The 14682-nt window shown below is 65.6% G+C and carries 12 protein-coding genes; 9 read left to right on the top strand and 3 right to left on the bottom strand.

All coding sequences use genetic code 11. The features are described from left to right. Positions 1–118: 118 nt before the first annotated feature. Entirely contained in the window at positions 119–838 is a 720-nt protein-coding gene (locus HUN59_RS16235; RefSeq protein ID WP_144803001.1) for a CPBP family intramembrane glutamic endopeptidase, read from the bottom strand. 153 nt (positions 839–991) lie between these two features. Here HUN59_RS16235 and HUN59_RS16230 point away from each other — a divergent pair, with 153 nt between their 5' ends. The 6 genes from HUN59_RS16230 (at position 992) to HUN59_RS16205 (ending at position 8280) form a co-directional block, all read left to right on the top strand. Beyond that, the gene (locus HUN59_RS16230) at positions 992–2440 is read left to right on the top strand and encodes a polysaccharide biosynthesis tyrosine autokinase (protein WP_174778948.1); all 1449 of its coding nucleotides are present in this window, start codon (positions 992–994) and stop codon (positions 2438–2440) included. 14 nt (positions 2441–2454) lie between these two features. Then, positions 2455–3408 (top strand): hypothetical protein, encoded by a 954-nt coding sequence (locus HUN59_RS16225; protein WP_174778947.1) that lies wholly within the window; start codon positions 2455–2457, stop codon positions 3406–3408. Between the two features lie 88 nt (positions 3409–3496). Next, the gene (locus HUN59_RS16220) at positions 3497–4888 is read left to right on the top strand and encodes a sugar transferase (protein WP_254629917.1); all 1392 of its coding nucleotides are present in this window, start codon (positions 3497–3499) and stop codon (positions 4886–4888) included. Positions 4889–5105: 217 nt separating this feature from the next. After that, a complete protein-coding gene (locus HUN59_RS16215; RefSeq protein ID WP_174778945.1) occupies positions 5106–6158 on the top strand; it encodes a hypothetical protein in 1053 nt (350 codons plus the stop codon). Then, positions 6155–7006: a glycosyltransferase family 2 protein gene (locus tag HUN59_RS16210; RefSeq protein ID WP_174778944.1), complete on the top strand. Its 852-nt coding sequence runs from the start codon at positions 6155–6157 to the stop codon at positions 7004–7006. The genes HUN59_RS16215 and HUN59_RS16210 overlap by 4 nt, the downstream gene beginning before the upstream one ends. Before the next feature lie 122 nt (positions 7007–7128). Next, on the top strand, positions 7129–8280 hold the full coding sequence (locus tag HUN59_RS16205) for a hypothetical protein (protein ID WP_174778943.1): 1152 nt from the start codon (positions 7129–7131) through the stop codon (positions 8278–8280). Here HUN59_RS16205 and HUN59_RS16200 read toward each other — a convergent pair. Continuing rightward, the gene (locus HUN59_RS16200; protein WP_174778942.1) at positions 8266–9342 is read right to left on the bottom strand and encodes a glycosyltransferase; all 1077 of its coding nucleotides are present in this window, start codon (positions 9340–9342) and stop codon (positions 8266–8268) included. The two genes, HUN59_RS16205 and HUN59_RS16200, sit on opposite strands and share 15 nt — an antisense overlap. 625 nt (positions 9343–9967) lie before the next feature. Then, a complete protein-coding gene (locus HUN59_RS16195) occupies positions 9968–10825 on the bottom strand; it encodes a glycosyltransferase (protein ID WP_174778941.1) in 858 nt (285 codons plus the stop codon). 584 nt (positions 10826–11409) lie between these two features. Here HUN59_RS16195 and HUN59_RS16190 point away from each other — a divergent pair. The 3 genes from HUN59_RS16190 to HUN59_RS16180 are packed head-to-tail and all read left to right on the top strand — an operon-like array spanning position 11410 to position 14668. Then, positions 11410–12672, top strand: a complete 1263-nt coding sequence (locus tag HUN59_RS16190) for a glycosyltransferase family 4 protein (protein ID WP_174778940.1) — start codon at positions 11410–11412, stop codon at positions 12670–12672. Beyond that, positions 12669–13697: a GDP-mannose 4,6-dehydratase gene (gmd, locus tag HUN59_RS16185; protein WP_174778939.1), complete on the top strand. Its 1029-nt coding sequence runs from the start codon at positions 12669–12671 to the stop codon at positions 13695–13697. The genes HUN59_RS16190 and gmd overlap by 4 nt, the downstream gene beginning before the upstream one ends. Continuing rightward, on the top strand, positions 13697–14668 hold the full coding sequence (locus tag HUN59_RS16180) for a GDP-L-fucose synthase family protein (RefSeq protein WP_174778938.1): 972 nt from the start codon (positions 13697–13699) through the stop codon (positions 14666–14668). Before gmd ends, HUN59_RS16180 begins: the two co-directional genes overlap by 1 nt. The last annotated feature ends 14 nt before the right edge of the window (positions 14669–14682 follow it).

Here is a 14682-nt window from a genome sequence, read left to right as displayed (position 1 = left end):
GTGCCGAGTCTCGCGCTGGCGGACAAGACTCGCGTGCTCGCGCCCGAGTCTTGTCCGCCAGGCCGAGCCTCGGCCAGCGCGCCGGCGCCGGCCGGCCCGGCCGCGCGCGCCCGGCCCGCTACCGCGGCCAGGTCGCGACGACCGCCACCGCGTTGAACAGCACGTGCGCCACGACCGCGGCGCCGATCCGGTTCGTCATCGCGACGAGCGTCCCGGTCAGCAGCCCGAGCACGAACGTCGTCACGAACACCTGGAACCCGCCGAGCGTCGTCGTCGCCGAGCCCAGGAACAGGTGCGACAGGGCGAACAGGAACGCCGTCAGCACCACCGCGAGCCACTGCGTCCGCGGGGTCAGCTCGTCGGCCAGGATGCGCTGGAACAGGCCGCGGAAGAACAGCTCCTCGAGCACGGGGCTCACGAGCACGATGCCGATCGCCGACACGACCAGGAACCCCACGTCGGGCGCCCCGAGCGACGGCGCCGGGGTCAGCCCGGTCGTCCCGGTGAACGAGATCGCCAGGACCACGTCGAGCACCCGCGCCAGGATCACGATGCCGAGCGCGAAGACCAGGTCGCCGAGCTCGATCCGGAACCGGGAGAGCGTGCCCCGGCCCGTCCGCGCGAGCACCCACACGGCACCGAGCGCGAGCGGCACCCACACCGACAGGTCGCCGACGAGCACCTGCAGCACCGGCGTCGGGATCGCCCCCCGGAGCGTCAGGGTGCTGACGATCCGGGCGAGCACGACCGCCACGACGAGGGCGATCAGCAGGGCGACGAGGTCTCGCTGCCGGGCGGTCGATGGCTCGTGGGCGGCCGCTTCCGGCTGGGTCGTCATGGGGCGAGCGTAGAGGACCCTCGACGCGGATCGGGGAGAACAGCCGAGTGGGCCTCATCCATGTGGCACTATTTGAATGCCGTCTGCTGGGAAAACCTCCGCAGGCCTGTGTCGGGACCACAGGGACGGCGAGGATCGGGGAAGGACGGCCGCGTGGAACTGCGCGACTACATCACTGTGCTCCGCAAGGGGTGGGTGCTCATCGTGGTGCTCGCCCTGGTGGGGGTGGCGGCCGCGGCCGGCTTCTCCCTGCTGAAGAAGCCGGTGTACTCCGCCTCTGCCCAGGTGTTCGTGTCGACGGAGACGTCGGGCAGCGCGAGTGACCTGGCGCAGGGCAACACCTTCACGCAGCAGCGCGTGCTGACGTACTCGAACCTGGTGCAGACGCCCATCGTGCTCCTGCCGGTGATCTCGTCGCTCAAGCTCGACATGAACGCCGACCAGCTCGCGACGATGGTCTCGGCGACGGCGCCGACGAGCACCACGCTCATCTCCATCACCGTGAACGACACGAACCCGGTGCAGGCCACCGAGATCGCGAACGCGGTGTCGTCGAGCCTGACCAACGTCGTGCAGGACATCGAGGCCACCGACGCGAACGGCACGAGCACCGTCAAGCTCACCCGCGTGAAGCAGGCCGACGTGCCGCTCAGCCCGGTCAGCCCGAACGTTCCCGTGAACATCGCCCTCGGGCTGCTCGTCGGCCTGGCGCTCGGCGTCGGCATCGCCGTGCTGCGCGAGACGCTCGACAACCGCGTCCGCACCGAGACCGACGTCGAGAAGATCAGCGCCAAGCCTGTCGTCGGCGGCATCGCGTTCGACGGCAAGGCCTCCGAGCGTCCGCTCATCGTGCAGGTCGACCCGCGCAGCCCGCGCGCCGAGTCCTTCCGCACGCTCCGCACGAACCTGCAGTTCCTCGACCTGGGCACCGGCGCACGCACCTTCGTGATGACGTCGTCGATGCAGTCCGAGGGCAAGAGCACCACGGTCGCGAACCTGGCGATCGCGCTCGACAGCGCCGGCTTCCGCGTGATCCTGATCGACGCCGACCTGCGCCGCCCGCGCGTCGGCGAGTACATGGAGGTCGACGGCTCCGCCGGGCTGACCGACGTGCTGATCGGCCGCGCCTCGCTCGAGGACGTCGCCCAGCCCTGGGGCCGCGGCAACCTGGTCGTGCTGCCCGCCGGCCAGATCCCGCCGAACCCGTCGGAGCTGCTCGGCTCGAAGGCCATGCAGGACCTCATCACGACGCTCGAGGGGCAGTTCGACTACGTGCTGTTCGACGCCCCGCCGCTGCTGCCCGTCACCGACGCGGCGATCCTGTCGAAGAAGGCGTCCGGCGCGATCCTCGCCGTCGCCTCCGGCAAGACCCACAAGGGCCAGCTCGCCGCCGCCGTCGCGTCGCTCGAGAACGTCGGCGCCCCCATCGCGGGCTTCGTCATCACGATGATGCCGGTGCGCGGACCGGGTGCGTACGGCTACGGCCGCTACGGGTACGGCTACGGCTACGGACTGGACGAGGCAGAGCCCACCCAGCCCGAAACGAAGGCGCCGAAGAAGGCGCGTGGGAAGCTCGGCACGCTGCGCCGGGCCGACCGCTGAGACCGGGGGACGACATGCGTGCAGGCCGGGGGGCCCGAGGCCTCGGCAGTGATCTGAAACGGAACACCCTGATCGGCGTCGCCGCCGTCGTGGTGCTCCTGGTCGTCGTGGACGTCGTGCTCGTCGCGATGGCGCTGGGACGGACCGCCCCGGAGGCGGTCGGCTCACCCCGACCCGTCCCCACCTTCGGCGCGTCCTCGGACGCGACGCCGACGCCGTCGGCGTCCGCCACCCCGACACCGGACGCGTCCGCGCAGGGTGCGTCCCAGGGCCCGGCCCGCCGTCTGCTGTCCGCAGTGGACGGACGGGAGGCATGGCGTGCCTCCAGTGCGTCGTGTTCCGTCGCGCAGGTGGTGCTGGAGCACACCGTCGACGGTGGGACCACCTGGACGCCCGTCGCCCTGGGCGACGACGTGCGCGCCCTGTGGGGGATGCGCGCGACCACGGACGGACTCTCGTTGCTGGAGGCCGTCGGCGACGGCTGCGAGGCGACCGAGCGGACCTCCGTCGACGACGGCGTGACCTGGAAGGCGGCAGTAGCCGGCGCCTCGGGCGCCGGCATCACGCCGGACGGCGTGCGCCTCGGCACCACCACCGTCGCGAACCCGTGCCCGGAACCGCTCGACGCGTTCCAGGGCACCCGCACCGCGATCGTCGTGTGCGACGGCCAGGTCGAGTGGCGCACCGGGACCGCCGCGTGGGTGGACGTGCCGCTCGGCGGCGTCCGCGGCGTCGCGGTCGACGGCAACTCGTACACGCTCGCGCGGGTCGGGGCGTCGGCGTGCGAGGGCGTGCAGGTCGAGACCATGACCGCCATCGGCGTGACGCCGGCGACGCCGACCACCCCGGTGGGGTGCAACCCGGCGCCGACCACGGGGCCGATCGCGATCGACCGGGCCGGGCAGTCCGTGTGGATGTGGGGGGGCGACACGGTCGCGGTGTCCGCGGACGGCGGCAAGACGTGGTGAGCCGGGGCACACCGTGACGGCGGAGCGGGTCCGGCCGGCAGCTGCTCCGGCGGGAACGCAGGAGTGGAGCCGCACGTACTCGCGGCGCGTGCTGGTCACTGACCTGCTCGCGGTGATCTGGGTCGTGTTCGGCGTGCAGATCGCATGGCTCGGCTTCGACTCGAACCTCGCCACGAACACCGCGGACCTGCGCCTGAGCTACACCGGCATCTCGTTCGTCGTCATCGTCGTGTGGATGGTCGCGCTCGCGATCTACGACACCCGGGGCAGCCGGTTCATCGGGGTGGGCAGTGCCGAGTACCGCCTGGTCGCGGACTCGAGCGTGCGCGTCTTCGGACTGCTCGCGATCGCGGCGTTCCTGCTGCACGTCGACCTGGCCCGGGGCTACGTGCTCATCGCGTTCCCGGTCGGGATCCTCGTCCTGCTGCTCTCGCGTTGGATGTGGCGGCAGTGGCTCGTCGCCGAGCGCAAGCACGGCGGGTACTCCGCCCGGGTCCTGCTCGTCGGGTCGACTGCGAGCGTCCTCCACATCGGTCGCGAGCTCGCCCGGGCCCCTGAGGCCGGTTACCGGGTCGTCGGGGCCGCGGTGTCCAACGGGACCCGCGGTGTGCTGGACGGCTCGACGATCGAGAGCTTCGGCGGCATCGACGACGTGGCGTCTGCGCTCCAGCTGACCGGTGCTGACACCGTCGTCATCACCAGCTCGGACGACCTGCCGCCCGAGCGCGTCCGCCAGCTCAGCTGGTCGCTCGAGCCCGGCCGGCAGCACCTGGTCGTCGCGCCGAGCCTGACCGACATCGGTGGTCCGCGCATCCACACCCGACCGGTGCAGGGTCTGCCGCTGATCCACGTCGAGACTCCGACCTACTCCGGCCGCAAGCTTTACACCAAGCGCGCGTTCGACCTGGTCGGATCAGCTGCGCTCCTGATCGTCCTGTCGCCGGTGCTGCTCGTCCTCGCGCTGCTCGTCAAGACGTCGTCGCCCGGACCCGTGTTCTTCCGGCAGGAGCGCGTCGGCCTGAACGGCTCGACCTTCCGGATGGTCAAGTTCCGCTCCATGGTCGTCGACGCCGAGGCCCGTCTGCAGGAGCTCAGCACGCTCGACCGGGCCGAGGGCAACGCCGTCCTGTTCAAGATGAAGAACGACCCCCGGGTCACCCGCATCGGTGCCTTCATGCGGCGGTACAGCCTGGACGAGGTGCCGCAGCTGTTCAACGTCCTCGTCGGCGACATGTCCCTCGTGGGTCCGCGTCCGCCGCTCGCCCGCGAGGTCGAGCGCTACGACTCCCACGTGCACCGACGGTTCCTGGTGAAGCCGGGCATGACCGGTCTCTGGCAGGTCAGCGGTCGGTCGGACCTGTCGTGGGAGGACTCGGTGCGGCTTGATCTGTACTACGTGGAGAACTGGTCGATCATTGGGGATGTCGCCCTGCTCTGGCGTACCGCGCGGGCGGTTTTCGGGAGCAGCGGTGCTTACTGAACGGCGCGACCTTGAAGGGCACGAGGAGGATGGTTCGATGCCCTTGCCCAAACGGCGCGCGAGGTCTCTGAGGAGGGCTGCCGCCGCGGGTTGGGTGCTCAACACCCTCGCCCTTGCACTCGCTGGGGTTCTTTTGATCCCGGCCCTTGTCGGAGCACTAGGGCCACGTACGTGGGCGCATGTCGCTGTGGCACAGTCGATAGGTGCGCTAGCGGGAGTGGTCATCGGCTTCGGTTGGGGAGTCGCTGGTCCGGTCCGGGTTGCCCACGCTTCAGCTGCAGGTCAACGCAGCGAATATGTCCAGTCATTGATCATCCGCGTCGCGCTGGCCGTCCTGGTTTGCCCAGTCGCGGCGCTGGCTGCCTTCGCGGTGACAGGTACCTGGTCCTGGACAGTCGCCCTTGCTGTGACTGCGGTCGCGCTCGTCGGCTGCGGGCCGACTTGGTTCTTCGTCGGACGTGGGAAGCCCTTCGCCTCGCTCCTGCTCGACACTGTTCCGCGTGTGGCTGGCACTGTCGGCGCAATTACTCTGGCTGCGCAGGGGTCGTCAGTGATCGCGATCTTTATCGCACAGTTGGCTGGCATCATCGTTGGACTGATTGCATCGACGATCTATGTGCTGCGAATGACTGGGCATCATGAAACGGTCAGGACCTCACGGCAGCAACTGGTCCATTCAGTCTGGACCCAGACGCCCGGCATGGTGTCTGCACTAGTCGCGACGCTCTACACGACCTTGCCCATCACCATTGTTGCCGCCTTCGCACCTTCCGCGTTGCCGGTGTACGCCCTGGTAGACAAGCTACAGAAGCAGGTCTCGTCCTCAATTTCGCCCGTCATCCAGATCCTCCAGGGATACGTTGCGCGGGCTTCTGAGGGTCAGCGAGGGGCGCGTCTGCGAAGATCGTTCTTGGGCGTGGCGAGCTTGTCCTTGACCGGGGCCGTGCTCTTCTCGTTCGTCGGTACTGATATTCTCCGTTGGCTCTCATCTGGGCAGATCGCGATCGGGGCAATCGCCGTCATCTTGCTCGGATCCACCTTCGGTATCATCTTGTTCGAGCAATTTTTGAGCCGTGCGGTGATTCCCCGCCTCGACATGCTTAAGCGTCTCCCGATTGCGACGATCGCTGGAGCGATAGTCGGGCTGATCTTGGTGATGATCCTGGTCATGAGCTCCGGCGCAGTGGGCGCCCTCCTGGGTGTCGCTATCGGGTTGGCCGTGACCGTCGTCCTCGAACTTTTGATCGTCTGGAGAGGTGCAAGGCAGTGAAGCGAGCGATAGTTGTCGCTACAAAAGGCCGACCAGAAGAGCTGGCAGCGAGCATCCGAGCCATCATGCGGGCGGGCGGCCGGCCGGACGAGGTGTGGGTATCGGCTGTCGAAGCTGCCGACGTTGCGACCCTCGAGCAGAACGTCCACTTCATCTTCGGGGCGGCCGGCGCTGCGAGCCAGCGGAACCGCGCCCTCGAGGCTCTTCCGCCAGTCGATGTTGTGTACTTCTTCGATGACGACATGCTCGTACACCGCACCTACTTCGAGCGCTGCGAGGCGCTCCTGGAAAAAGACGGGGCGGTGGTCGGTGTAACAGGAACGCTGCTTTATGACGGCGCCGCCTCAGGGGCAATCGATATTGAGTCCGGCGAGAAATTGATCGCGGGCACGGAAGCGTCCGATGACCACTCATCATTGCCTGTCGGGAATCTGTACGGTTGCAACTTTGCCGTGCGAGGGCGCTTTCTCGAGCTGGAGCGTTTCGACGATGAGCTTCCGCTCTATTCCTGGCTTGAGGACCTGGACTTGTCCCGCCGCTTGGCCCGTCATGGGAAGTTGCGACGAGTTCTCGGCGCGGAGGGCGTGCACTTGGGCTCGAAGAGCGGAGGGCGGCAAAGCCATCTCCGGTTTGGCTACTCGCAGGTCGCTAACGTTCTCTACTTGCACAGGAAGCGGAGCATTGTCCTCAGAGACGTGATGCGACTGATCCTGCGGCCATTGCTCGCCAACGTAGTGGGTGCGCTCAGGAATCGTGACGGGAGACGAGCGCGTCTGCTCGGTAACAGGTTGGCCTTGCTGGATGCAGCAAGAGGCAGGGTGACGCCCGGGAGGATCACTTCTCTATGACTTCTGAAAGGCGCTTGCTTGGTGCGAATTCCACACTTGGCGCCCCAGCAAGCGAGTCGAACGTGACAGAGCCCGTTGAAAAGAGCGCTCTCGGTTACCGGCTACTTGCATACCTAGTGGGTATGGCTGCCCTTACCTCAAGCTGGAGCGCCATCCGAATCGGGGGCTCTACGATTGCTGATATCTGCTTGGTGATAGCGGCGGCGATTGCGGTCCTCCTCATTGGCGTTCGCCACCTGCGAATGAAGTTTTGGATGTTTGGCCCGCTGGTATTCGGGCTCTTGCTCATGGCCCGAGATGTGATCCTGCTTGATCGACCTCTCAATGGATCTGATGACGAAACTTTGGGCATCAGCCCGTTGCAGATGTTCCTCAGAGTGTCGTTGTCGACATTCGGAGTCGCCGCTGCGGTTAGTATTGCTGGGTACATTGGAAGGCGTAGCCTGATCAGGCTACTTTGGACATGGGTTGCGGGCATCGCAGTGAGTGCCGTTTGGGCTCTTGCTCAGGGCCAGGGAATCGTTGCTCCTACGCTGGATTTGCTGCAGCTCAACGGAGCTTTCCGGTACGCGGGACTGACAAGCCACCCCAACGCCCTGGCGCAGTCGCTGGTTCTCTCCATCCCGGTTCTATTTCTCGGTCCAGTTCGATCGCACAGGTTCGCGAGCTTGATTCGTCCGCTTCTGCTTCTGCTCTGGGGATTTGCGCTTTGGCAGACCGGATCTCGCGCGGGTCTACTTGTGGGGTTTCTTGCGGTGGTGGTGTGCGCCGCTGCCGTCGCTGCGAGGTCTGGGGCGCTGAAATGGGCGCTACCAATTGTCCTCGCTGGAGTCGTAGCAGCCGTGTTTGTCGGCCCTCGTGTGATTGCTGGGACGCGATTTGCGGTCGACTCTGGTGCCAGCGCCAGCGACGTCAGTCGAGCTGCTGCTCTTTCGGACGGTTGGACCGACTTTCTTTCCAGCCCGCTCATCGGGGCTGGCTTTGGCATTTGGGTTGGCGAACTTGCGCCGCTGGTGATGCTCGTATCCGGCGGTGCCACGTTCCTCGTTGTTTACAGTATTTTCGCGTTCAAGCCCCTGCTGGCGATGCGGGACAACCTGGGTGACAGTGCCGTGCTTTGCTGTTTGATCGCGGGCGCACTCGTCCCCGTACTCGGCTTGCTCAATAACGGATTCACTGAGCGATACACGTTCTGGCCCGCTCTCATCGGTTTCGCCTTGAGCGCGGCTGGCATGCGTTTGCGGATTTACGGCGAAGACTCACGGATAGGCTGAAGAGACCTGTTCCGCTACGAACGAGAGGCTGAACTTGCGCTGAGCGACTTGTCGTCCGAGGCGACCTAGGCGTTCTGTTCCGCGGCGATCTGTCAGGAGTTCGACAATCACTGTGGCGAGGTCTGTTGCTGACCCGTCGAAGGTGGCAACGCATCCATCGGCGTGCAGTCGGTCGGCGAGCTCAGCTGTTCTGTTGATTACTACCGCAGTTTCCTCCACCATGGCTTCTAGAACAGTCATGCCGAAAGGCTCGCCTGGTGCCGGCAGAACGTAAATGAGTGAGCTGGCCATCAAGAGTGGGACGTCAGTGGGGTCTACGGGGCCGATGATCTTGAGCTTAGGCGAGCCATCTTTGCGCGCTGTCGCGAGGATGTTCTGGAGGTCGCCTTCATCGGGCCCAGCGAGAATGAAGCTGACGTCAGGAAAGTCCTTGCTGATGAGATTCACGGCTTCGGCGAAAAGCTTGCCGCCTTTCCGAGGGTGCAAGCGCGCAAGGAAGGTGACGTTCGTCCTCGGTAGATGATGCGGTTCGGAAATACGTATCCCATTGTCGAGGAGTGCGACTGCAGAATGGGGGGCGAGTCGCTTGATGTCTTCAGCCTCGGACGGCGTCAGAGCAAATATCCTGTTCGCTTTCGCTGCGACTCCGCGTACGGCGACGAAGTCGAGGATCTTTGCTGCGATATTACTTGCCTTGTCAATCATTCCGTGCGTTTGCAGAACATAATTGCGCTTGAAGGCGCGCGCAACTGCGGCTATCGGAAGCGTGGTGAGGTCACGGGCCAAGTGAACGTGGATGACGTCGAATCGGCGGAAGTGGCGGAAGAGCCAGAACACCATGCCCGGGGAAACGAGGCCTGCGTACCCGAGTTGTGGCAAAAGCCGAAATGACCGGAAGGTTCGTACACTCTCCGTCGAGCGGTAAGGTGAGTCGTGGGCGCTGCCCGAAACGACGAAGACGTCGAGCCCTTGCTCGCGCTGTTCCGCCGCCAGATCGAGGGCAACTCGCTGAGGTCCTCCATAGCGACCGTCTGCTGTCAAAAGGCCGACAACGTGCAGCACGCGGGTCGGTCCTGTCCCTCCACTCACGCCTCGTCCTTGCTCTCATCCGGAAATCTCGGCCCGATTTCGACGAGAGGATTGCCGCCGTAGATGGTGCCAGGGCGGAGATTCCCCTTGACCACCGACAAAGGGCGAACAAGTGCTGACCGTCCGACGTCGGATCCCCCCAGGACGATGCACCGCGAGGTGATCCATGCACCCGACCGGATCGATATTGGCCGCGTAATGAGAGCCATGTCTCTCCGGTGTGCGTGGCTACCAGTGGTCAGGAAGGTCTCCTGGGAGATGACTGCGTTATCTTCAACGGTGATCGGGGCCTGGTTGTGGAACCAAACGCCATCACCAATCCAACAATCCGATCCAACTGTGAGCTTCCACGGGAACGTGACCCTCGTGCGTGGCCGAAAAATCACCCCAGTGCCTATTGTGGCGCCAAAGAGACGTAGAGCGCGGATCCTCAATGAGGAACTGATCTGCCAAGGGTTCGTCACGAAAACGAGTTCGAATATGTTCCATAGCAGGACGATCACTAGGGGGCGCCCCCATGATGACCGCGCTCCAGGTGCTTCTGCGAGCGGGATCGCCGGTCGTTCGCCCGAATCTCTTTCGTTGGGTTCCATAAAGGTCAGCCGTCTCTTCTCACAGATGAACGAAGCATGTGCTCGATGCCGCTGACGAAGCTGTCCACCATGGCCGAGAGTGGGGGCTGTCCGGCGATCTCACGGAGGCGCTGTTGTAGTTGTGATAAGTACAACGGATCGGTGGCACCTCGCGCAAGGGAGTCCGCGAGAGCGTGGCCGCTAGCCTGAGTCACCACCGCGTTCGCACCCGGTGTCAGGTACTCGAACTCTGGCGCATGTCGGGCGCCGTTCGTCGTGATGATTGGCAACCCGAGTACAGGGCTCTCGACGGCCAGTAAGCCGACCCGGCCCGGGTTGAGCAAGGCTACACTTCGAGCTGCCATGTCCGCCTTGATTGCGTCATCGGCACGGCCCATCAAGACAACCTGTCCCCGCTCCTGGGCCGGGTGGAGCAGATCTCTCTGTTTGCCGCTTCCGGCTACGAGCAGCCTGACGCTCGACCCGCTGTTCCAAAGTATTTCAAGTGCGTCCGCCACGAGATCGATGCGTTTCGATGCGTCCAGACCGCCGATGTAAGAGAAAGTACGGGCGCGGTCGGCTTCGTCCACAGTCGGCAGCGCTGACCGCTGGTCGATTGCGCGTTGAAGGCTCGAGAGATCGACAGTGTTGTTGAGCGTGAAGACTCCGTCAGCCCGGGCGCCCCATCTACGTGCCGTATCGGCCCCGGACGCTGTGTACGCCAGCACAGCGTGAGCTCGCCGCACCTGCCACTTCTTGATTGCGCGTCCCGCGAAGGAGCCCTTCGACACGTAGTCGTCGACATGCCCCCAGACGCCGACCGGGATGTGGGCTCTCGTCAAGGCGTTGAAGGTATCGATCGAGCCGGCGGCGAGTTCGACCACGCAGACGTCCACCTGCCGAAGGTGCCCGAGCGCACCTGTCGAGCGCCAACGAAGTGGCCCGAGGGCATGCCGACGAGTCTGGAGAGGCACTTCGATTCCCGGCAACCGGGCCGTGTCTCCCCGAACGGCCTGATCTGCATCTGCGGTTCCGGCGAGGACGACAAATGTGTGCCCTTGGCCGCGTAATCGCGCCTCCACCGCTTCGAAAAACGGAATGCGATATTCTGGAATGTAGGGCTGAACGACAGCGACGGACGCCATGCGACTCCATTCGATACTGGCGCTCCGAGGCGCAGGAGAGAAAAGATGGCAACTGCTGGACTGTCCACGATCCCCAGGTCGCAGCCTTGCCCCCTAGCCTAGGGTCAACGAAGCGCACTCGGCAGCAGACTTGCTGTCCAATGGATGACCACTTGCATGAAACCACCAATCGTGGGGCGGGTGTGGGGGCGAGACACCTTGGGTGCTCGGTCGGCCGCTGTGTCGGATTGGACGTCAGGGCGCTAGCCAATCACCCCTGCCGTCCACGGGTGGTTACGCGCGCAGTCGAAGTGCGATCCCATAACGCCTGTTATGTTCAGCCGGTGACGACCCCCTTGTCGGTTCTGCTGATTGGCATGAACTACACCCCCGAGACCACTGGGATCGCGCCGTACTCGGCAGGTCTGGCCGAGGAGCTCGCGCGCCGCGGCTTCCGCGTGCGCGCCTTGACTGCGCACCCCCACTATCCGCAGTGGCGGTTTGACGGTGAGCCTCTCCGTCGATCTCGTGAGTCGCGAGCTGGCGTGGTCGTAGAGCGGTTCCGTCACCGCCTTCCCTCGAAGCCGAGCGGGGCGTCGCGTGCAGCGTCGGAGATATCGTTCGGACTCGCTTCGTCGCTGGCACGGTTCGGCCGGCCGGACGCCATCGTGCTCGTGTCGCCCGCGCTCTTGTCCAGTGCGATCGCGTTTCTCCGTGCACGGCTCGGCGGACGGACTCCCGTGATCGTCTGGGTTCAGGACCTGTACTCGCTCGGATTGCGGGAGCTCGGTGAACGACCGGGTCGACTTGCGCGGGCGGTCGCGGCGCTCGAGGGATGGTTGCTCAGGAGAGCGGACGCGGTCGTTGTGATCCACGAGCGATTCCGTGACACGGTTGTCCAGCAGCTCGGGGTCGCTCCGAGTGCCGTGACAGTCGTGCGTAACTGGTCGCACCTGGAGGACGGTGAACCGATCGACCGGGCTGCCGCACGAGCGGAACTCGGTTGGACGGACGACGAATTCGTCGTTCTGCATGCCGGCAACATGGGCGTCAAGCAGGGGCTCGAGAACGTCGTCGAGGCGGCAAAGCTCGCTGGAACAAATGGCAGTCAGGTCCGTTTCGTGCTCCTCGGCGATGGGAACCAGCGCCGCGTACTCCAGCGGGCCGCCGAGGATGTCCCCTCATTGCAGATGCTCGGTTCGCTCCCTGACGCTGAGTTCCGCCGCGCCCTCGCGGCCGCAGATGCGCTGCTCGTCAACGAGAAGCCAGGTGTCGCGGGGATGGCGGTCCCGAGCAAGCTCACCTCCTACTTCAGTACCGGCCTTCCCGTCGTGGCAGCGACGGACCCGGGGAGCGTTACCGAAAGCGAGGTGGTCCTGTCTGGCGGTGGCGTCCCCGTTGCGGCTGGCGACCCTCGAGCGCTGCTCGAGGTGGCTGAGGGACTCTCAACCGACCCGCAGCGGGCTGCGGAGATGGGCCTCGCCGGTCAGCGCTTCCGTCGGGAGCGTCTGTCCAGCCAGGCATCATTCAACACTTATGCTCAACTTCTGCAGGGGCTGACGCGGGGACGTCGGGCTGCTACCTCCACGGGATCGGGAAACGATTGACCAAGCGCGCACTCATCACGGGCATCACCGGACAGGACGGGTCGTATCTGGCTGAGCTGCTGCTCCGGAAGGGGTACGAGGTGCACGGAGTCATCCGCCGCGCCTCGACCTTCAACACCTCGCGGATCGACCACCTCTACGTCGACCCGCACAACCCGGACGCCAAGCTCTTCCTGCACTACGGCGACCTCGGTGACGGGGCGCGGCTCGTCAGCCTGCTCGGCGAGCTGAAGCCGGACGAGGTCTACAACCTGGCCGCGCAGTCGCATGTGCGCGTCTCGTTCGACGAGCCAGAACACACCGGTGACGTCACGGGCGTCGGCTCGATGCGCATGCTCGAGGCCGTCCGGATGTCCGGCATCCACACGCGCTTCTACCAGGCATCGTCGTCCGAGATGTTCGGCGCGACGCCGCCCCCGCAGAACGAGGAGACGCCGTTCTGGCCGCGCTCCCCGTACGGCGCCGCGAAGGTCTACAGCTACTGGGTGACCCGGAACTACCGCGAGGCGTACGGCATGTTCGCCGTCAACGGCATCCTCTTCAACCACGAGTCCCCGCGCCGCGGTGAGACGTTCGTGACCCGGAAGATCACCCGTGCGGTGGCGCGGATCAAGGCGGGGCTCGAGGACCATGTCTACCTCGGCAACCTCGACTCGGTGCGTGACTGGGGCTACGCCGCGGAGTACGTCGAAGGCATGTGGCGGATGCTGCAGGTCGACGAGCCGGACGACTTCGTCCTCGCCACCGGGGGCAACTTCACAGTGAAGGACTTCCTGTCGACGGCGTTCTCGCACGCCGGGCTGAACTGGGAAGACCACGTCCGGTTCGACGAGCGCTACCTGCGCCCGAGCGAGGTGGACGCCCTGGTCGGCGACGCGTCGAAGGCCAAGGAGAAGCTCGGCTGGAAGGCCACGGTCGACACGGCGGAACTCGCCCGCATCATGGTCGACGCCGACATCGAGGCGCTCGACCACGAGGGCCGTCCGTGGATCGACACCGTGAAGCTCGCGAGCTGGGAGTCCTGATGACCGAGACCTCCTTCACCCCCGGGCCGCTCGATCGGTCCGACCGCGTGTACATCGCCGGCCACCGTGGACTCGTGGGCTCCGCGGTGCAGCGGAAGTTCGAGGCCGAGGGCTTCACCGACCTCGTGAGCCGGACGTCCGCCGAGCTGGACCTCAAGGACCGCGCCGCGGTCTTCGAGTTCTTCGCGCAGGAGCGCCCGAAGCACGTCGTGCTCGCGGCCGCGAAGGTCGGCGGGATCCTCGCGAACAACACCTACCCGCACGACTTCCTCAGCGAGAACCTGCAGATCCAGGTGAACGTCATGGACGCTGCGGTCGAGCACCGTGTCGAGCGCCTGGTGTTCCTCGGGTCGTCGTGCATCTACCCGAAGCTCGCCGAGCAGCCGATCCACGAGGACGCCCTGCTGACCGGGCACCTGGAGCCGACGAACGACGCGTACGCGATCGCGAAGATCGCGGGGATCCTGCAGGTGCAGGCCGTGCGTCGACAGCACGGACTGCCGTGGATCTCGGCGATGCCGACGAACCTGTACGGGCCCGGCGACAACTTCTCGCCGACGGGGTCGCACGTCCTGCCCGCACTGATCCGTCGCTACGACGAAGCGGTCCAGGACGGCGTGGACTGCGTCGAGAACTGGGGCACCGGGACACCGCGCCGCGAGTTCCTGCACGTCGACGACATGGCCGCCGCGGTGTTCCACCTGATCGAGCACTACGACGGGCCCGACCAGGTCAACGTCGGCACCGGATCGGACGTGACGATCCGCGAGATCGCCGAGACCATCGCGAAGGTCGTCGGGTTCGAGGGCGAGACCGTGTGGGACACGTCGAAGCCCGACGGCACGCCGCAGAAGCTGCTCGACGTGTCGAAGCTCGCCGAGGCAGGGTGGACCGCGCAGATCGGGCTCGAGGACGGTCTGCGCAGCACGATCGACTGGTTCCACGAGAACGCCGACTCGATCCGTCAGTGACGGGTGGCGGACAT

It is taken from the genome of Curtobacterium sp. Csp2 (genome assembly GCF_013347165.1).
The sequence above is the reverse complement of the archived record's forward strand: the minus strand, read 5'-3'. Positions and strand labels throughout refer to the sequence as shown.

Excerpts from the sequence above, each read along its gene's own strand:
- HUN59_RS16205 (WP_174778943.1), top strand. The coding sequence starts at position 7,129 with ATGGCTGCCCTTACCTCAAGCTGGAGCGCCATCCGAATCGGGGGCTCT.
- HUN59_RS16235 (WP_144803001.1), bottom strand. The coding sequence starts at position 838 with ATGACGACCCAGCCGGAAGCGGCCGCCCACGAGCCATCGACCGCCCGG.
- HUN59_RS16180 (WP_174778938.1), top strand. The coding sequence starts at position 13,697 with ATGACCGAGACCTCCTTCACCCCCGGGCCGCTCGATCGGTCCGACCGC.
- HUN59_RS16225 (WP_174778947.1), top strand. The coding sequence starts at position 2,455 with ATGCGTGCAGGCCGGGGGGCCCGAGGCCTCGGCAGTGATCTGAAACGG.